We start from the raw sequence: 19,990 nt of genomic DNA, 5'->3' as shown, positions 1-19,990 counted from the left end.
GCCGATAGCAAAGCAGGACTCGATGTGGCAAACACAGGTATCCACGGCATCAAAGGAGGCTGGTCTATTAGATGAACGTTGATGCCCGCTGGGTATCGACCCTTGGCGTAGTCGCGCAAGCTCTTGCATGGATCTAGTAGTCCCCACAGGCTAATCTGGCGCAGATGAGTGACAACGACGCGCTTTGCATCGCTCGTATCCCCGATCACCAAGCACCGCTCGTCATACTTGCCCTTCTTGCGTGACAATGTGGCCAGACCTACCGTGCGCTTCACACTATCGGCCATAGTGGACGAGGATCAGACATCGAAGGTTCAGACATCGAATCATGGGCGTACCCCCGTTGTGGTGTGCATAGGAGGATCAATACGTCCTTTTGTTTCCCATCGGTGTAGTGTCACTGAGTGGACTCTAAGCTCCTGTGCCACAACCCAATAGGTACTGACCTTGCTCTAGCGACATGATGGCAAACTATGTTCAAGAGTGATCAACGTAGCCGTATCAGTAGCGTGCCCCTGAAACCCAATCTTGCGTAAACCAGTTCTGTGTGTCGCACACCCATCCCAGCGCCCATTCCCAAAGAACACCCAATCTCAAAGGTGCATGTGGTGGACGCAAAGGTGCATGTGGTGGAATCTGTCAACTCCACAGGGTCCAGCCCTAGCTCAAGCGTCCTGGCTCGTGCCGTGAACCTCTTAGTTGACCCCCTCAGGAACAGTGAAGGAACCAGTCTTGACAAAACCAGTCGAGCCCAGACGCCACAGCGTGATGACGTTAGCATTTGGATTTGCGCTAATCACCAAGGGGTGACCACCCAGTGAAAGCCCTAGTCCCTGTGCTTGCTTGGGGCCCGCGACATCGCTGGCAACCGCGCCGGTCGGCGAAAACGCAATCAGCTGGCTTTTACCGCCGGCAAGCGGCACCAACACCCACACACCATTGCCCGAAGCTGCGACCGACGGAGCAGAGATCGGGCGGCCATCCAACAGAGCTGTGGCACTCGACCCCAGGGACCCGACGAGCTCTACCCGATCCTTATCGGTGCCATTTGACGCGAGCACCGCGGCGGCCACCGGTTTCGCAACGCTAGAGCCGGGGAGATCGACCAGCTGAGAGAGGCCAACAAATGACGACCCCTTTGGTGGCGTACGCACCACGAAGGTTCCCGCAAGCGGTAGCGCGAACTCCACCCGAGATGCATTCGCACAGCTAGCAAGGAGGGTCGGACTGGAGGCGGGACCAACCAGGCTCTCGTACACCGGGTTCAGGCAATTGGCCTGCGAACCAAGGTGGTTGAGGGTCGCGCTCGTCGCCAGCAGATCGCCAATCGTCCCAGAGCTCGATATCTGCACCAGCTCTTGATGCCTCGCACCGTGGGCTTTGGATCCGACGATCGCGACCGCTTGGGTCGAATTCATGGGTAACACCGACCCGGGGTATGGCGCGACCGCCGTGGTGAGCTCGGCTGCTTTCCAAGAGCCGATGGGCCCGACGTAAATGGGGCTCACGTAGAGTTCAAGCTGTGCTATGACCGCCGCCCACGCGGTCGATCCCCCCGGGGTCAACGCCAGACTGACGCCGCCACGAGTCGATACCCCTTCGGGGGTCATGAGACGCAGCACACCGTTCTTGGCCTCGAGCACCTGCCCGTGTTGATACGACTGTGCCTCGGCAAAGAGATCACCGCTGTTGGTTTCGAGCACCGTGGCATAGTTCGGCGCGAGTGGGCGAACCTGTGCCGTCTTGGCTCCGGTTGTCGCCGTCGACCCACAGGCTGCGAGCATCAAGGAGCCGAGCCCCAAGCAGAGGCCACCGACCCTAACGGGATGTTTCATGAACGACTGTCACCTCGCATCGTTCGAACCTCGCGTGTGACACCAACACCAGGCATCAACCACCCCCCAATCACCTGCCCCTGATTTCGAGCCCAATGCTGGAGCTCCAACCGCTTACCCGACGGACGTCGCGTCGGCGACCAAACCAGAAGGTGTGTCAATGCTGTACACCCTTGACCAGGGAGTCCACCAAAGAGGCAAAACTCGATTGTACAGCACTCGTCTCTGACGGGTCAGCCGGTATCATCCACCGCTCGACACCGGCAGGATTAACGATGTAGACCAGATCGGGGTGCACGACCATCACGCCATTTTGCGGCACCGACAGCCCCACTCCGTAGTTTTGCCACACCGCCGCAAGGCTCTTGAGGGAGGGACTGGTCAAGAAGTACCAGTTTGGCAGCGTCGACATCCCCTCCCGATCGGTGAAGATGCGCACCGCGCTCACACTATGAAAGATCGGGTTGGCCGCGATCGCGATGACGTCCGTGTTGGCTCGCTGTGCCGGAGAGAGCTGCTCATCCGCTTCCCGCAACTCAGATGCGATCAGTGGACAGGTGTCAGTACAGACTGGATCGAGGAACGTCACGATCAGCGTCTTGCCCTTGAACGTCGATGACGATACCGTGTTCCCGGACTGATCGAGCAGTGTAAATCCAGCAGCTGGGTGATCGATCTGAAACGGTGCACCCGAGGAGGCGAGCGCCGACTCAATCGAATAGCTGGTGTTCACCGTGGCAAACCCAAGTGGCACCACGCCAACAAGACCAAGCACTACCACCCAGATACCAAAAAGTCGACCCGCTTGGCTCAGCGTCTCGGGCCAGAACCCAGCCGGCTGGGTTGCAAACGCCTCCGAGTAGGAGAGCCCCATCACGGCAGCAATGACGAGGAGCAGTTCGGGCAACATCGAGTTCGGGTCGGTGCCAACGCCACCGAGAACTCCGAAATCCTGAAGAAACCACCACACAAGCACCGAGAAGAGTGCAAACACCGGGAGGGTGATCCGCAGGCCCTTGCGAAGGACGAAGGAGGCACCGACGATCACGAGGACAGCAACCGTGATGCCGTTGACGATCGCGCCACCGTTGGCGCCAAGCAGATGATAAAAGCCCCGCAGACTGGCGGCGATGATGCCCGGTTGAGAGACCTTGGCCATTGACGCGACCATCTGAGGAATCTGAAAACTCCAAAACCCTCGTCCAGGCAGCGCCTCCTGGATGCCGAAGGCGATCAACATCACACCAACAGCCATGAGAATCCACCGGGGCAACTTGTCCCGCTGCCACCAGGCATACGGGGCCAACAATACGAGCGCCGCTACAACGTAGAAGAGAACACCACCAGGAGCACCAAAGAGCCAGGAGCCACCATGGCCAAAGGTTTGACCCATTGCCTCACCGAACACCCAGACAAACAGGCCCCAACCGGCTGCAAGAAGGTAACCCAGCTTGGAGAACCATCCCTCACGACCAAGGATCAACCACAGTCCAATCGCGATCTGAACCCAGATCACCCCCGAGGCTGACCAGATCGGATGGCGAAACCACGCACTCGTCCCCCACTGCATCAACTCAACGAGCCAGTGCGGCTGTCCGGTCTCTGCGGGTTGAATTACCTGCGAGATCATCGACGTCGGCATCGAACTCTGCAACTGCAGCAACCCATCGAGGATCCATAATGCACCAAAGCCGTAGCGAAGCACCGCACGTGCTCGAGGCTCCATGATCCGCGTTGCCACCCCAGCCTCGTCACCGCCGCGCACCGCCAAGGCGGGGGTACCTCGAAACGCCGTACCATAGAGGAGGAAGCGCGCAGCGATCAGTACAAACGCGACCACTGCCAAGATCAGCGCTTCGATCGCAACCCGATGATAAAACGGAGCTGCAAGTCCAAAAGAACTAAGACTCGGACTCCCCATTCCAGGCATGTATCATCTCCTTCACACTGACACGCATCGGCCGTTGATCATCGACCACCGATCGATCGAATCCAACCCAGTCTACCGGTTGGGGCAGCGCTAGCGTGAAACTCAAAGGACAAAGGCCTGGTATCGGTATACCGAAAACCTTCAGCTAGCTTAAAGCTGCAGCGGATCAAAGACCAGCCGACAGCTCCTGCTATCGGTTGGCCATCGTCCCTTGCCAAGGCGTTCATGCAGCTCAACACTGCTCGAACCGACGACGAGATAGCTGGTTTCGCCCTCAGCGATCACCTCTAGACCAGCGAGAATCTCCGGTGCCTGTGCATACAGATACTTCGCCGCATCGACCCCGGTGATCCGAGCGATGGCCTTCGCAGGAGGAAGACCTAGGCGCTGGCGCGACGCCAACTCGCTGCCATAGAGCGGCCGCAGATTGCGAGACTCAAGGCCGGTGAGGAGACCCTCGATGCTTCCATCACTACAGACCAGTACGCGAGTGGCGATCGAGGCAGCACGGTTGCAATAATACAGTGTCAACGGCACCCCCTCCAACGATGAGGCGCCCCAGAACTGCTCTAGATTGACCAGAGCGACGACATCGCAGCCATCGAGCCGATCGAGCAACCCGTAGCCACCAACGACATAGCGGGACTCAGCGGCTGGCATTTGTTCTCCGGTGACGAGTTCGACCTGCTCTTGGGTAGCACCCGCCACCAGTGCGCGAACCCGCTCGGCCGAGAGTGCCGCCGTCGTGACTTTACGACTCGAACATACCAGACAACGCAAAGGCATGCGAGTCGAACAGCTCGCACACGACATCGCCGCGACCACCAATCCGCGATGGATCAAACTAAGGCGTTGGCTGAGCCCTGCACGCTCGATGTCGAGATTGTGTGGAACGAGCGAACCATGACAGGTTGGGCAACGCTGCAACGCATGGCAGCTTTGACAACGGAGCCAACCACTCCAACCGGTGCTTGGGACGATAATGGCAAGACGAATCAGCCGTCCATCCCCAACCCCTCGACTTCGATCCAAAATCGCACCGACCACCCCTCTGGTCGGGTCCACCTCGGCGAGCCGAATCACGCCAAACTGCGGCCACCGCTTGGCCTCAAGGGCGAAGGGCTCCCGGTACACGCGGGCCTGCTCAGCTACCGCCAGCGGTGGTGCTGCCGTGATCACCGTCACGGCGGTTCCCTCGAGGCCAGCTCGAAGGCGGGCGAGTTCGAGGCCGTCACCGACCGGCATTGCCTGCTCACGCATACTCGGGTCGATAGGGTCTAACACGACGACAAAGTCGATGTTCTCGATCGGGGTGAAGGCGCCATAGCGGCCCGCCACCACCACATCGATCGCACCCGAGGCGATCTCAACCCAGTCACCGTCGCCATCGCCAGCCGTCAACCCCTCGGCCTTGAGCGCTTCTAGCATGCGAGCACGCTGGCGAAGGGTGGCACAGACGATAATTCCACGCCCTCCTTTGCGCTGTCGCAGAAAGACCAGCGCCATCTCGATCGAGCTCGCCCCGAGTGAGTGCCAGATGAGATCCATGGGAGCAAGTTCCGGCGTCATCGGGACGGCCTGCGCCGTCTCGTCTGGCCTACGATGGGGCTCCTCGTCGGCTTGCCCTGTGGGCTTGGCTACCAACTGAGCGTGTGATCGAGGACCCTGTGATGCATGCTTGCGCACACCAACCCCCCGCTCAACCGCCTCGGGATCGGGGGGCACTATGGCCGTGACCTCGCTGCCAACCTGGGGTACTCGCAACGCCTGGATCCCGGCGGTCACTGACGGGTCGTCCGCTTCGCGCGATTGTTGATTTGCGGCATGCGCCGTTGGCGCAGAGACCGCGAGCTGAGTGGTGCGCGAAGACTCAGTGGCGGTATCGAACCGAGACCCTTGCGCAGCCCTCACCTTGGCCGCATCGCGCACCCGAGGGCTACGCAGCTTACGCAAGAAATAGACCGGCGAGCACACGTACCATCGCGCGCTCGCCAATGCGAGTTGCACCAGGCGCTCATTCACACCCGGTCGCCGAAGGCGCAGCACCTCTTTGAGCTCAACAGGCTCGTCATCATCGAGCGAGGAAATCGCGACGACCCAGGCAGCGATCTGCCGCGTCTGGAGTTCGACGATGACCTCGTCACCGAGCGTCGGAGCGCCGAGCTTGTCGGGCCACCGATACCGATAGGGACCAGGTCGTCCGACGATCTCGACAATTACATCGACTGCGCTAGAGGCCAAGCTCCGCCTTGAAGGGTTCGAGCCGCGAGGTTTCTTCCCAAGTGAAGCCAACCCCACTGCGTCCAAAGTGCCCGTAGGCCGCCGTTCGCCGATAGATCGGCCGTCGCAAATCCAACGCCTCAATGATGGCCGCTGGGCGCAGGTCGAAAATCGTACGGATCGCCGCTTCGATCTTGGCTGGATCGACGACCTCGGTACCGAAGGTGTCGACCATGATGGACACCGGATGAGCCACTCCAATGGCGTAGGCGATCTGCACTTCGCACCGTTTAGCAGCTCCCGAGGCCACGACATGCTTGGCCACCCAACGCGCGGCATAGGCCGCTGAGCGATCCACTTTCGAGGGATCTTTACCTGAGAATGCTCCCCCACCATGGCGCGCCGAGCCACCGTAGGTGTCGACGATGATCTTGCGACCGGTGAGGCCGGTATCGGCGTGTGGCCCACCGATCTCGAACCGACCAGTGGGATTGGTCAAGACCTGCATACCTTCAATGTCGATGGAACGCGGCAGCATCGGTTCAATCACGATCGACGTGAGATCGGGTTTAAGCAGTGTCTCGAGGTCGATCCCTGCCTGATGTTGGGTGGAGATCAGCACCTTGTCGATCCGAACCGGACGATAGCCCTCGTACTCAACGGTGACTTGGGTCTTGCCGTCAGGTCGAAGGTATGGGAGGAGCCCAGCCCGGCGCACCTCGGTCAAACGCTGCGCCAGACGATGTGCGATCCAGATCGGCAACGGTATGAGGTCAGCCGTCTCGTCACAGGCAAAGCCAAACATCATCCCTTGATCGCCGGCACCCAGTGCCGAGAGTGGGTCACCTTGGCCAGCCCGTCGTTCGAACGCCGTCAAAACCCCGTTGGCAATATCGCGCGACTGCTCATCGAGAGAGACGATGACGCCGCAGGTGTTGCCGTCAAAGCCATAGGTTTCATTGTCGTATCCAATGTCACAGATCGTCCGACGGACGATCTTTGGGATATCGACATAGCCTTCGGTGGTAATCTCACCTGCGACCACCACGAGCCCCGTGGTCAACAGCGTCTCACAGGCCACCCGTGACTCGGGGTCCTGGGCCAGGATCTCATCCAAGATGGAGTCAGAGATCTGGTCAGCCATCTTATCGGGGTGTCCCTCGGTCACCGATTCAGAGGTAAAGAGGTAAGGACGCATGCATCTCCCAACAGGTAAGGCCACAAGGCTCGTTCTTCTTGGGCTCAGTCTAGACCTTGGCCAAGACGGCGATCGCTGCCAAGATGGCACTGGCGACCTCAGCCTTGGCGGCGAGCGGGACCCAGGATGCACGACCCGTGCGATCCAGTAGATACACCGCGTTATCTGGTGAACCAAACGCGGTGCCGGGAGCTGCGACGTTGTTACCAACCATCAGATCCACCCCCTTGCTCGCCAATTTCGACGCAACGCTGGCCTCAAGGTTCTCTACTTCAGCCGCGAACCCGACGATGATTTGGTCCTCGCTACGATGGCGTACCAGTTCGACCAACACATCCGGGTTGGCAACCAACGAAAGCTCAAGGCGCTCCTTGCCGGCACGTTTGACCTTGCCGGCAAAAGGTTCTCGCACGCGAAAGTCCGCGACCGCTGCGCTCATAATCAACACATCGGCATCGTGCTGGGCCTCGAGCATGGCCTCGAGCATCTCAACGGCGGTCTCGACACGGACGATCTCGATCAGGTCAGGGGGAAACGGCGGGTCTACCGTGGCAACACAGCGCACCGTTGCTCCTGCAATGGCAGCCACCTGGGCGAGAGCGAATCCCTGGCGACCACTGGAACGGTTGCCAATGTAGCGCACGGCATCGATTGGCTCGCGCGTTCCACCAGCCGAGACGGTAATCGACAGGCCGACAAGTGATCGTGGGGTCTCACTGAGCCAATACCTCACCGCCTCGACGATCCAAAGAGGATCTACCAGCCGTCCAACACCAACATCACCGCCAGCGAGTCGCCCGTTCGTCGGGCCCATGACATGTACACCGTCACCGATGAGCGTGGTCACGTTGCGTTGCGTCGCCGGCGCCTCCCACATGGCCGAATGCATTGCAGGCGCGACGATCACCGGTCCGTCAAAGGCCAACAGCGAGGTGGTAGCGAGGTCGTCAGCCTGACCATGAGCCATCTTGGCCAAAAAGTCAGCGGTGGCGGGAACGACAACGAACAGATCGGCCCACTCGGCCAATTCAGTATGTGGTGAAGGGGAGGTGCCAAACAGGCCACGCGAGGGATTCGTGTGCCCAACGGAGGCCAGCGACTGTGGGCCAAGAAAGTTTTCGGCTGCCTCAGTCATGACAGTGGCAACCTCGTAGCCCCGCTCAAGTAGTTCTCTGACAACCTCGAGAGATTTAAAGGCCGCTACTCCGCCGGTGACGACAACGACGACGTGCTCAGCCACGACCCAAAGCCCTACTCCGGCTCGTCGTCGGTGACCACTTCGGCAAGCTCCTCATGAAACTCCGGAACGATCTTGCCAGCAGCGATCTCATCGAAGGCCAACGACAAAGACTTGGCCGCATCGGACTCCAGCTGAGGAGGAATCAGCGTACCCAAGCCATCGCCAAGACGACTACGGTACTCGTTGATCTGGCGTGCGCGCTTTGCGGCCAGCGACACGAGGGTGAACTTCGATCCCGTATCCTCAAGGAGCACCTCGATTGGCGGCATCAACATCGACCTCGTTCGTTCCATTTCCCACTCCTCACGGCTTACGTGCTCAACAGCTTAAACAACCTGGTTGCCCAATTGTGCTAGTTGCACCCACTGATGGGCAAAAATCCGGTCACATCACAACGACTGCCCCCGTGTCGAACGACCCATCATCCAGGGAGCCACCGTATTCTCAGTCCACTCAACGCCGAATCAGCCCTGAAAAATCGAGCGAGCATGAATCGAACGACTATGAATCGACGAGCTAACACGTTCATGGCAAGCAGCACCCATCGACGCGAGCCGCTTCTGGGGCCCCTTGACTCAAGTATCGGCAACGACGCCGGGCACAAGGTGGCCCAATCCGAAGCGTTGTTACCCACATCGAGCAGCGTTGCACTAGCGACAACGCACCCTCGTCAAGAGCCATCAACACCAGCGTTGCAGGGAGCCCATCAGAGGTGAGTAATCGAGCCGGATTCTCGTCAACCACTCGCCAGCATGGGTTTGACGGGTTGAACGAAAGAACACCGTCGCCTATCTTGTGGATCTTTCCTGCAGCCAGGCCTCGATCAGGTGAACGACCTCGTCGACGGCGCTCCCAAGATCATCGTTGACCACGACGTGATCGGCGATGCTTCTCGCAAGCGCCATCTCCTCGTCCGCGATCTTCACCCGGCGTTCGATATGTTCAGGGGAATCGCCACGACCACCCATGCGGTCGCGTAGCGCAGCAAGTGAAGGGGGCTCCAGCCCGATAATCAGCGACGAGGGCTCCAATCTCCTAACCGTTCGCGCTCCCTTGGCGTCGATCTCCAACAGCACCGCACTATGCCCCCCATTGGGGCCCGCTCCCGCATTGGGACGCGGTGTGCCGTAGAGATTGTGGCCAAACTCCTCCCACTCAAGAAAAAAGCCAACGTCGACGGCCGCGAGAAACCGCTTACGACTCACGAAAACATAGGCATCCTCCGACTCACCGGGGCGGATTTTGCGCGTCGTCCAAGATATGGAAAGCGCCAATGAAGGAATCCGGCGGACTACCTCAGTGGCGATCGTCCCTTTGCCAACCCCGCCGGGGCCGCAGAGGACGACGATCAGTGGCGCTCGGTCTCTTCGAGCAAGCGCTTGCGTTGTACCGCGCCTAGGCCCTGAACACGGCGAGTCTCGGCGATACCGATATCCTCCATAATCCGGCGGGCCTTGATCTTCCCAATTCCCGGGAGCGACTCGATAACCGAAAGGACCTTCATCCTCCCGATGATCTCATCCTTCTCAGCTTGCGCAAGTAGCTCAGAAAGCGGCATACTACCAGTCTTGAGGCGCTCCTTCACCTCGGCACGGGCCCTCCTTGCCTCTGCACCCTTAGCAAGTGCAGCGGCCCTCTGTTCTGGCGTCAATTGTGGTGGCAATGGCATAAGCGCAAATTAGCAGATACCGAAGGCCAACAGGACCGTTTTGACAAGAAAACAGTAAAAACCCACCAGATTCTTAGCCAGCGAGCCCTGTCACCAGGGTCATCGCTGCCGCAACCGGATCAGCCGCCTCGGTCACCATCCTCCCAATGACCAGATAGTCGGCGCCGCCAGCGAGCGCCTCACTGGCCGTCGCCACCCGACGCTGATCATCTACTGACCCATCGGCTGTCCGAATCCCTGGCACCACCGAGATCATTGCCGGGGCAAGCGTCCGCGTCGTCGCGAGATCGTGAGCACTCGCAACATAGCCTTGCGCACCCCCAGCGAGCGCAATGGAGATCCGGGTCCCTAGGAGTTCGGGGTCGGCGCTGGCCTCCGAGGTCAACACGGTGACCGCTAAGGCCACGGGCATCTCCTCCCCTGCCAAAGAGGCCCCCTCCATCAACCCCTCAACGCCGCGGAGGACCATCTCGACACCCCCAACTGCGTGCATGGTAACAAACGCCGGGCCAAGCGATCCTAGTACGCGAGACGCTCGACCAACTGTCGTCGGTATATCATGAAGCTTGACGTCGATAAATACCCGAAATCCTGCCTCACGCAACCCAAATACGACGGAAGGACCAGCTGCCGAGAACAGCTCAAGCCCCACCTTGACGATGCCAAAATACTCGCGCAAGCCAGTTGCCAAACGCATGGCGGCGACCGTATCGTCACGATCGAGTGCCAGAATCAATCGTTCCCTCATCGCCCACTCTCCTTTACTATGATTCATGGATAACTTCTCCTGGGCCTCGGCCGATCACAAACTCATCCCGCAAAGCCCGAGTCAACGAGTTCACCCAATGACGCCATCCCTGAGATCTGGACCCGGGCTCTGAGCTGGTCGATGATGAGTTGTGATCGTCGTGGATCGACAAAGTTGGCGGTACCGACCTGGATGGCATTGGCGCCGGCTCTCAGCATGCGAAGGACTCCACCGGCGCTCGCAATACCACCAACACCCACGATCGGAATGGCCCCAAACTTCTGGCGCAATTCGCCGACGATTCGCAGGGCAATACCATGAATCTGAGGACCTGAAAGTCCACCACCTCGTGGTGTCCCAAGTGCTGGGCCACGCTCATCAAACCACTGACCAAAGACGGTGTTGATGGCAACGAGTCCATCGGCTCCGGCCTCGATGGCCGCACCGGCGACCTCCAAATACCGATCAGTGTTCGGGGAGAGTTTCACATACAGTGGTCGATCCATGACCGCTCGACAGCCCGCAACGATCGCAGCCGTGCTCACCGGATCATGAGCAAACAGCCGATCACCAGCCTCAGTATTTGGGCACGAGACGTTGAGCTCGATCAGTGCCACCTCGGGTGCCCCGTGAGCCAGTAGGGTGGCCGCCTCGATGTAGTCATCGATGGTTCGACCCCAGATACTGACACCGAAGACGGCACCAGATTGCAGCAGCGGCCGATAGTGGGTGCCAAGCCAAGCCTCAATACCCGGGCCAGGCAAACCAACCGAGTTCAACATCCCCCCAACGAGCGGCGCCAGTCGCGGCGCAGGGTTCCCAGCATGGGCGAAGACGGCGAGCGATTTGGTCATGTGGGCCCCAAGAAGCGTAAGGTCGATGACGTTGGCAAACTCGACACCGTAGCCAGCGGTACCGGACGCCGTCATCACCGGATTTTGGAGCCGGAGCTGGCCAAGCCTGACCGACAGATCCACGCCTCGGCTCACCGATGGTAATCCTGAATGGGCGTCACCTGATAGCCAGTGTTGCGCAAAGCGCCGATCCCACCAGCCACCGCCAGCGCTGCGGCCATCGTCGTGATGCAGGGAACCCGTAACCGTTGTGCTGCAGCTCGGATTCGACGGCCATCGACGCGGGGGCCTGAGCCCTCAGGTGTGTTGATCACCAATGACACCTGGCGTGAGTTCAAGAGCCATACCGCATCGACAAGTCCGTCTCGCGCCGTGCCCACGTCGGTCACTCGCTCCTCATGGACCTTGTCTACCAGGAGCTCGATCGCAACGCCATTGCTTCGCAGGAAACCCGCGGTGCCATAGGTCGCTGCCAGGGTGAACCCAAGGCTCACCAGTTCACGGGCCAGGACGAGCCCGGTTGCCTTGTCGCGATTGGCCAGCGAAAGAAAGATCATACCGCCATCGGGCAACACCGTGCCGGCAGCGAGTTGTGACTTGGCAAAGGCCAGTTCAAAGGAGGCGTCGATGCCCATCACCTCACCGGTAGAGCGCATCTCAGGCCCCAGCAACGAGTCAGCGGCCGGAAACCGATGAAATGGCAAGACAGCTTCCTTGACCGAATAGTGTGAGCCACGCCGAATCGTGACGATACCGGCTGCGCGCAGGTCCCCAAGGGTCTCACCGACCATCACCCGTGCCGCGATCTTAGCGAGTGGGATGCCGGTCGCTTTAGCCACAAACGGTACTGTCCGTGATGCCCTCGGGTTTGCCTCGATCACGTACACCGTCTCGTCTTGTACCCCAAACTGCATGTTGATGAGCCCCACCACACCGAGCTCGTTGGCGACCGCCGTGATGATGGCCTCGATGTTAGCAATCACCTTAGGTGAGAGGGTGACTGGGGGTAACACGCATGCCGAATCGCCAGAGTGCACTCCGGCCTCCTCGACGTGTTCCATAACCCCTCCGATGAGCACCTCACCGGTCGCATCCCGAACGGCATCCACATCGACCTCGATGGCACCTTCGAGGAATCGGTCGATCAACACCGGGCGCGACTGCGACATCTGCCCCTCGTCGCTCAGTGAGGCGAGGCGCAAGAAGCTATGGGTAAGATCCTCCTCGTTGGCCACGATCTCCATGGCACGGCCACCCAGCACGTAGGAGGGCCGGATCAGCACGGGGTACCCGACCTCTCGTGCCGCGCGCTTTGCCTCCTCGAGGCTTGTGACCGTAGTGCCTGGGGGCTGCAGAATACCAAGGGATTCGCAAAGCTCAGACCACAGATTGCGGTCCTCTGCACGATCGATCGCCGCCCCCGAGGTGCCAAGGATCAGGGATTCATCGAGATGGCGGGCCAGTTTTAGCGGGGTCTGTCCACCAAAGGCCACGAATACCCCGACAAGATTGGAGCGGCTGCGCTCGGCCTCGATCACGTCAAGCACATGTTCGAGCGCCAGCGGCTCCATGTAAAGCCGTGAGGAGGTGTCGTAATCGGTCGAGACCGTCTCTGGGTTAGAGTTCACCATGACCGTGCGATAACCAAGCTCGCGCAGGGCGAAACTCGCGTGCACACAGCAGTAATCGAACTCGATGCCCTGCCCGATCCGGTTCGGACCCGAACCAAGAATGATGACCGTCGGGGCGTCGAGTCCAACCACCTCCGTGGCCGCCTCACTCGAGGAGTAGAAGTACGGTGTGTGGGCCTCAAACTCCCCTGCGCAGGTGTCGACCGACTGGTAGGTACTCGCCACGCCCAAGTTGGCCCGCAGCTTGCGCACCTCGCTAAGGTCGACACCTAAGAGATAAGCCAGCTGCGCATCGCCAAAACCGGCCCGTCGAGCACGCATGAGTTCATCGCGTCCAAGCCGGCTCAGATCACCTGCCATGCCCTCAAGTAGGTGTCGCACCGAGAGCAGCTCCTCGATTTCAGCGAGAAACCAGGGATCGATCCGCGTCGTGGCATGCACCACATCGATCCCGATACCCCGGTAGAGGGCCTCACCAACCAAGAAGATACGATTCGGCGAGGCCACCGTGAGCTGTGCGAGCAACTCCTCGTCAGAGAGGGCACGCACCTCGCGCTCACTCTCGTCAGCGTTCAGGCCGTCCCGTGATCGCTCGATCGAGCGCAACGCCTTTTGTAATGCCTCGGCGAAGCTTCGCCCAATCGCCATCGCCTCACCGACCGACTGCATGGAGGTCGAGAGCACCTCCGGCACCCCTTCGAACTTTTCAAACACCCACCGTGGAACCTTGACCACCACGTAGTCGAGGGCGGGTTCAAAGCTGGCCGGCGTCACCTCGGTGATATCGTTGTTGATCTCATCCAAGGTATAGCCGAGCGCAAGTTTGGTAGCGATCTTGGCGATCGGGAAACCGGTGGCCTTCGACGCCAACGCGGAGGAGCGTGATACCCGTGGGTTCATCTCAACCACCACCATCCGCCCAGTCGCAGGGTCCACGGCGAACTGGACGTTAGAACCTCCGGTCTCGACGCCCACCCCTCGCAGAACGGCAAAAGACAACGAGCGCATCTCCTGGTATTGGAGATCGGTCAACGTCTGGATCGGTGCAACGGTGATGGAGTCACCGGTATGGACACCCATGGGATCCAAATTTTCGATCGAACAGACCACCACGCAATTATCGTTCCTATCGCGCATGACCTCGAGTTCGAACTCCTTCCAACCCGCGATCGACTCCTCGACGAGGACCTCGTTGACCGGAGACGCCCGCAACCCCTCCTCCATCATGGCCAGAAATTCATCTTGGGAATGAGCAATACCGGTTCCTGCGCCGCCAAGGATAAACGATGGCCGCAACATAACCGGGAACCCCAGCGTGCGCACGATCTTAGTCGCGTCCTCAATGGAACGAGCGATACCACCCTTGATGGTGGCGCCCCCATATCCCATGGTGATAAGCAGCTCCTTGAAGGCCTCGCGACTCTCCGCAATCTGAATCGCTTCGGGCTTGGCTCCAATCATCTGTACCCCATAACGCGCCAACACCCCGCTTGCGTCAAGCTCCATGGCCAAGTTGAGGGCGGTCTGGCCACCAAGGGTCGGCAGGAGCGCATCAGGCCGTTCCCGTTCGATGATCTTGGTCATCACCTCGAGTGTCAGGGGTTCGATATAGGTGGCATCGGCGAACTCCGGATCGGTCATGATCGTGGCTGGGTTGGAGTTTGCAAGGATCACTCGAAGGCCCTCTGCTCGCAAGACTCGACAGGCCTGCACCCCCGAATAGTCGAACTCACTCGCCTGTCCAATCACGATCGGGCCAGACCCAATTACAAGTACCGACGACAGAGTATCTGACCTAGGCACGATCAGCTCCTTTGAGCCCTATCAGCGAAGCGATTTCGCCGGCCATATAACCCCGTTCCTCTAGCGGCCCGGGTGCGGCCTCCGGGTGATACTGCACGCTCACGATTCTGATGTCTCGACTGCGCATCCCCTCGACGACACCATCGAAGAGGTTCCGATGGGTGACCTCAACGCCTCGGGCAACATCGGCGAGTGACTCCTCATCGACGGCGTAGTTGTGGTTCTGGGCGGTGATAGCCACTCGGTGATCGGCCAGGCGAGCCACGGGGTGGTTCGAACCATGGTGCCCAAACTTCAGCTTGTAGGTTCTCGCCCCCAGCGCCAAACCCAGCAGCTGATGTCCAAGGCAGATGCCAGCGATCGGAACATGCCCAAGGAACTCACGGATGGTCGCCACCTTGTCGCCGAGCGCATCCGGATCACCTGGCCCATTCGAAAGAAAGAGTGCCGAGGGCTCGAGTGCACGGATTTCAGCAGCGCTCACGCTCGCATTGACGACGACGATCTCCCAGGGACCACGAAGGCTGGCGAGCATCGCGCGTTTGACGCCATAGTCGATCACCACCAAACGAGGAGTTATCGCGTTCACCGCGTCCCCGTCAAGCGGCGCCAGCGAGTAACTCGTTGGGGTCGAGACCGCGTCGACCAGGTTCTTGCCGTCGGTACCTTGAGCATTGCGAACCTGTTCGTAGGCGGCATCAGGGTCCTGGATGGTGAGCATCCCCGGGATCGCACCGACATCGCGCAGATGGCGCACCAGTCGCCGGGCATCAAAGTTGACAAACAGCGGCACTTGGGCATCCTCAAGGGTCCTAACGAGTGAACGCTGGGCAGCGAAATTCGAGACGGTGGCGCTATAGCGTGGTGCCAGCACCGCTGAAACCCAAACCTTGGCGCTTTGAAAGTCCGAATCGGTGATACCGTAGTTGCCGAGCTGTGCGGTGGTGAAACACACCATCTGCCCGTAGTACGATGGGTCACTCACCACCTCCTGATAGCCGCTCATCGCGGTGTTGAACACTACCTCAGCCACCACCGATTGAGGCGCAGGTGCACCTCGCGTATGGACAAACTCACCGCTAAAACGGGTGCCGTCACGCAACACCAGCCAACCCGGCGACCTCCTCACGTCCTCTCGGTCACCGCCGAACGCGACCCCACCGGGCAACCCGGACCGCTGATGTCCTTCGGATGGGTGGCCACCAACCTCATCGGCGTCGCTTCGAACCCCGATGCCATCGACCTCGCCAGGGCCCGAAGCGGCGGACTCGCCAGTACCCGCTGCCAGTATTGGCGATAGAGTCATTGGCGCCCTCGGGAGAAAGGAGCCCATATCATCCACCCGAAAGTCAGAGGTCGACTCACTCGGTAGGGGCTGGCGCGACGCATCAGGCAACGACGACCCGCGCGATGGCATCTTGAGCGCAGCCACCCCGAGATACGGGAGATAGGCGTTGGCAAATGATCCATCGGCCCTAGTCGTAACGGAAGGAAATGGATCGAAACAACCGGCTTCAGACATCAAGAACCTCCCCATCAGCCACCAGCTGACTACCCCGGAGAAACACCTCATCAACCCGACCGATGAGCTCTTCACCCTGATAGGGGGTGTTCTTCGAGCGGTACCAGCGGCTCGGCACCTCACGCGGTCGTTGTTCGGGATCGAGAACCACCACATCGGCGACCGCACCAGCGCGCAAGCCAACCGAGCGACCAAGAACCGCCGCCGGACCAACGCTTAAAGCACCCAGAACCCGCGCAAGCGCTAACCAGGTCCTGGACCCAAGGTCTGGTTCGAGCGCCGCTTGATCAGCTGGCAGACTGCGACGCACCGCCATCCAGGCCGCCGACCACGCCTCAGCGAGGCCAAGCATGCCAAAGGCTGCATCCACATAGGAGCCAGCCTTGCGAGAATCTGGGTGTGGAGCATGGTCAGTGGCGATGCAATCGAAGGTTCCATCAACAACACCCTGGACGAGGGCCATCTGGGTGGCCGGAGATCGGAGTGGTGGGTTGACCTTAAACCTCGTATCCCCAGTCGTGACACGTCCCTCGGGTAGCAGTAGGTGGTGTGGCGTCACCTCTGCCGAGATCCGCAACCCCTCCCGCTTGGCTTGACGATAGAGGTTCAATGACTCGCGCGCCGTCACATGTTGGAGATGCAACTGCCCAGGAATGACCTTGAGCAGCTCGACATCACGTGCCACCATCGCCGACTCGGCCACCTCGGGAATCCCACCGACTCCGAGGACCTCGACAAAGGCACCGTCATTGATGACACCACCCGCAGCTAGGCGCGCATCCTCGCTGTGTTGTGCGATCACGACTCCGTACTCTGCCGACGCCACCAGCGCGTCGCGCATCACATCACTACGCTGTATCCCGGATCCATCATCGCTCATGATGAGGACCCCGGCATCAGCCAACGCCTCAACATCGACTAGCTGTGTGCCCTCACGATCCATGGTCACACTCGTCGCCTGGATCACCTCGACACCGAGACCGCGGAACCGATCATTGGCTTCGTGCCAACGGCTCAGCCGATCGATCGGAGGGACGGTATTGGCCATCGCAACCAAGACTCCAAAACCCCCTGCGAGCCCCGCGCGAGCAACGCTTTCGGGGTCATCGGCCTCATCGACACCGGGAAACCGAAGGTGGGTGTGTAGATCGACGAAGCTGGGTGCCACGACCTTGCCTTCACAGTCGATGACTCGATCCCCACGGTACTGCTCCACATCCTCGCCGATCGCGACGATGTGGCCATCTTCAACGACGAGATCGCCCCGAAGCAAACGCGTTCCAGTAAAGATCACCCCGCGGCTCAGAACAGTACGCAACCAGACTCCTTAGGCTCGATGGATCGTCACACCCTGAGGGGTGACTGCGACATACTCCGACAGTGCCGAAGGAAGGTTCTTGCCCACATAATCCGGGCAGATCGGGAGCTCACGATGCCCCCGATCGATAAGAACCGCAAGCTGAATCCGCTGGGGGCGATACGTCGAGAGTATCGCCTCAAGCGCCGCTCTGGCCGTGCGTCCACTTTGGATGACATCATCGACCAGGATGACCACGCCACCCTCGGCTGGAACACGCTGCCCAACGCCACCTGCATACACCACCGCCGTGCGCGGTCGGTCATCCCGAAATGATGCAATATTGATCTCTGAGAACGGAATTTCGATACCGGTGTACTCTACGAGGCGCTCCAACAGTCGTTGGCCAAGCCAAACACCACCAGAACGAATACCCACGACCGACAGTCCGGTCGCCGCATCACCTGTATCAACATGGAGCCGCTCGACAACCTCGTGAGCCATGCGGGCGATCGCCCGATTGATCTCACCATCATCGAAGACTACGGAACTACGCGCCATCTCACTCCCTCCGTCTGAGCCTCACTGGACTCAGTTAACGGTCGCTACGATCCTAGCAGCAGACGAACCTCAGTTCGCACCAGCCAACAGATCCCCCCCATCACGACCGACTCACAATCGACCCGGCACCGTACCTCGACATCAGGGCGAGGCAAGACGCTGACCGTCAACAACCCAATCCGCATCCAGGAGGATCGACATCGCCACGGCATCACCGAGCTATCGAACAACGCGAGAAGGTGGGACCCGTCGGCCCAGCACGCGGGGCATCCCACCCCTTGTCGGAGCATCGTCTGTTCGATTGGCCCAGCGAATCCCATCCCAGACAACAAAAAGCGTGAGGAGCCCGGCTCTCCCGGACCCCTCACGCCTATTACTCAACACTGGATGGGTCTGACCCTATCGGCGATTCGACAGCTTCCTTCTTGCAAAGAAGCCATAAACCACCGCCAGCGCAAAAATACCAATCGGGATGGCAAAAGTCATATCAGCACCCGCTGTATAGCCTGTCACACTTCCGAACACTCTTCACCTCCCTTCAACACGCCCCCGCTTTACCTGACTAACCTTCACCGAACGCCCAAAACGCTGGATCGGGGCTGAAAAGCTGACAACAGCTTCACGCTCTTCTGACTCCAACCATAGTCGCATCTTCTGTGTCCCGATCAGGAACCACGGAGCACCTCCGAGAATCACGAAGATGACCGCAGCAATCTGCTGCTCCGTCTCCTGATGAAGAGCTGCCGCCGATGCCGACACGAACCCGAACCACGGCCCAGAAAGCCCGAGCGAGACACCGAGTGCCATCACCACCATCGCCGATGACCAAGCAATGATCACCTGACGTACGTGCGTGACGTTCGGGCGCCCGTCCCCCGAGAGGAGAAAGATCACCGCAGCCGAGATCACCACCTCAACATAGATCAAGACCGCCAAAACAATGGGGTCACGGAGCGCCACATGCTCGAAACCATCCTGGAACCCGACCCAAAGCAAGACGTCTTGGACAACGACAAATCCCCACACCCACCGCAGTCCGAACTCAGCGAACCGACCACGGTCACGAAGACGATCGATGCCACGGATGACCTCCTTCGACAACACGACCAAGGCCAACCACAGTGAAACTACTACCAGTAAAAGCGAGTGAAACCAGAGAGAGCGTGCCGCGTAGTCGACTGCGAAAGGATCCATCAGGACACCGAGTGCGACGACAGCAAGCGCCAGCCGACCCTGGATCCCGTGAAACCCCCCATTGCGCCGAGCCCGCACCAATCCGATCACGACACAGGCAAGGGAGAGGATGCTAACAGCGATCACTGACACCATCTGCGAACCTCACTCTCCCTCAACTGCACGAACACGATGCTCTCTCCTGATTTCTTAGCAACACCTAGGCAATACCGAACTACGATCCACAGAACGACTCTGCAGAGCCAACCCTAGCGAAGCAGCGTCTTACGCTACTTCCAAAGGATGGCT

General features: G+C 59.8%; 15 protein-coding genes. All 15 read right to left on the bottom strand.

Annotated elements, in window-relative coordinates; translation table 11 throughout:
- Nucleotides 1–695 precede the first annotated feature (695 nt).
- Complete coding sequence (locus MP439_08380; GenBank protein MCI2976079.1) at nt 696–1,835, bottom strand: hypothetical protein; 1,140 nt, start codon at nt 1,833–1,835, stop codon at nt 696–698.
- A 157-nt stretch (nt 1,836–1,992) separates the two neighbouring features.
- Entirely contained in the window at nt 1,993–3,765 is a 1,773-nt protein-coding gene (locus tag MP439_08375) for an SCO family protein (protein MCI2976078.1), read from the bottom strand.
- 150 nt (nt 3,766–3,915) lie between these two features.
- On the bottom strand, nt 3,916–6,006 hold the full coding sequence (locus MP439_08370; GenBank protein MCI2976077.1) for a hypothetical protein: 2,091 nt from the start codon (nt 6,004–6,006) through the stop codon (nt 3,916–3,918).
- The gene (gene metK / locus MP439_08365; protein ID MCI2976076.1) at nt 5,996–7,183 is read right to left on the bottom strand and encodes a methionine adenosyltransferase; all 1,188 of its coding nucleotides are present in this window, start codon (nt 7,181–7,183) and stop codon (nt 5,996–5,998) included. Before metK ends, MP439_08370 begins: the two co-directional genes overlap by 11 nt.
- A gap of 49 nt (nt 7,184–7,232) precedes the next feature.
- Complete coding sequence (gene coaBC, locus MP439_08360) at nt 7,233–8,423, bottom strand: bifunctional phosphopantothenoylcysteine decarboxylase/phosphopantothenate--cysteine ligase CoaBC (GenBank protein ID MCI2976075.1); 1,191 nt, start codon at nt 8,421–8,423, stop codon at nt 7,233–7,235.
- An 11-nt stretch (nt 8,424–8,434) separates the two neighbouring features.
- Nucleotides 8,435–8,716 (bottom strand): DNA-directed RNA polymerase subunit omega, encoded by a 282-nt coding sequence (gene rpoZ, locus MP439_08355; protein ID MCI2976074.1) that lies wholly within the window; start codon nt 8,714–8,716, stop codon nt 8,435–8,437.
- Nucleotides 8,717–9,211: 495 nt separating this feature from the next.
- On the bottom strand, nt 9,212–9,730 hold the full coding sequence (locus MP439_08350) for a guanylate kinase (protein ID MCI2976073.1): 519 nt from the start codon (nt 9,728–9,730) through the stop codon (nt 9,212–9,214).
- Nucleotides 9,731–9,771: 41 nt separating this feature from the next.
- The gene (locus MP439_08345; protein MCI2976072.1) at nt 9,772–10,092 is read right to left on the bottom strand and encodes an integration host factor; all 321 of its coding nucleotides are present in this window, start codon (nt 10,090–10,092) and stop codon (nt 9,772–9,774) included.
- Nucleotides 10,093–10,165: 73 nt separating this feature from the next.
- A complete protein-coding gene (gene pyrF, locus MP439_08340; GenBank protein MCI2976071.1) occupies nt 10,166–10,840 on the bottom strand; it encodes an orotidine-5'-phosphate decarboxylase in 675 nt (224 codons plus the stop codon).
- Nucleotides 10,841–10,902: 62 nt separating this feature from the next.
- Nucleotides 10,903–11,829 carry a dihydroorotate dehydrogenase gene (locus MP439_08335; protein ID MCI2976070.1) on the bottom strand — a complete coding sequence of 309 codons (927 nt, stop codon included), beginning with the start codon at nt 11,827–11,829 and terminating at the stop codon, nt 10,903–10,905.
- Complete coding sequence (gene carB, locus MP439_08330) at nt 11,826–15,128, bottom strand: carbamoyl-phosphate synthase large subunit (protein MCI2976069.1); 3,303 nt, start codon at nt 15,126–15,128, stop codon at nt 11,826–11,828. Before carB ends, MP439_08335 begins: the two co-directional genes overlap by 4 nt.
- Nucleotides 15,121–16,650 carry a glutamine-hydrolyzing carbamoyl-phosphate synthase small subunit gene (gene carA / locus MP439_08325; protein MCI2976068.1) on the bottom strand — a complete coding sequence of 510 codons (1,530 nt, stop codon included), beginning with the start codon at nt 16,648–16,650 and terminating at the stop codon, nt 15,121–15,123. The genes carB and carA overlap by 8 nt, the downstream gene beginning before the upstream one ends.
- Nucleotides 16,643–17,968 (bottom strand): dihydroorotase, encoded by a 1,326-nt coding sequence (locus MP439_08320; protein MCI2976067.1) that lies wholly within the window; start codon nt 17,966–17,968, stop codon nt 16,643–16,645. The genes carA and MP439_08320 overlap by 8 nt, the downstream gene beginning before the upstream one ends.
- Nucleotides 17,969–17,977: 9 nt before the next feature.
- Nucleotides 17,978–18,508 carry a bifunctional pyr operon transcriptional regulator/uracil phosphoribosyltransferase PyrR gene (gene pyrR, locus MP439_08315; GenBank protein MCI2976066.1) on the bottom strand — a complete coding sequence of 177 codons (531 nt, stop codon included), beginning with the start codon at nt 18,506–18,508 and terminating at the stop codon, nt 17,978–17,980.
- Nucleotides 18,509–19,036: 528 nt separating this feature from the next.
- Nucleotides 19,037–19,837, bottom strand: coding sequence for a hypothetical protein (locus MP439_08310; GenBank protein MCI2976065.1), 801 nt, complete (start codon nt 19,835–19,837; stop codon nt 19,037–19,039).
- Nucleotides 19,838–19,990 lie beyond the last annotated feature (153 nt).

The sequence above is a fragment of the Ferrimicrobium sp. genome, from assembly GCA_022690815.1.
Taxonomy (GTDB): Bacteria; Actinomycetota; Acidimicrobiia; order Acidimicrobiales; family Acidimicrobiaceae; genus Ferrimicrobium.
The sequence above is the reverse complement of the archived record's forward strand: the minus strand, read 5'-3'. Positions and strand labels throughout refer to the sequence as shown.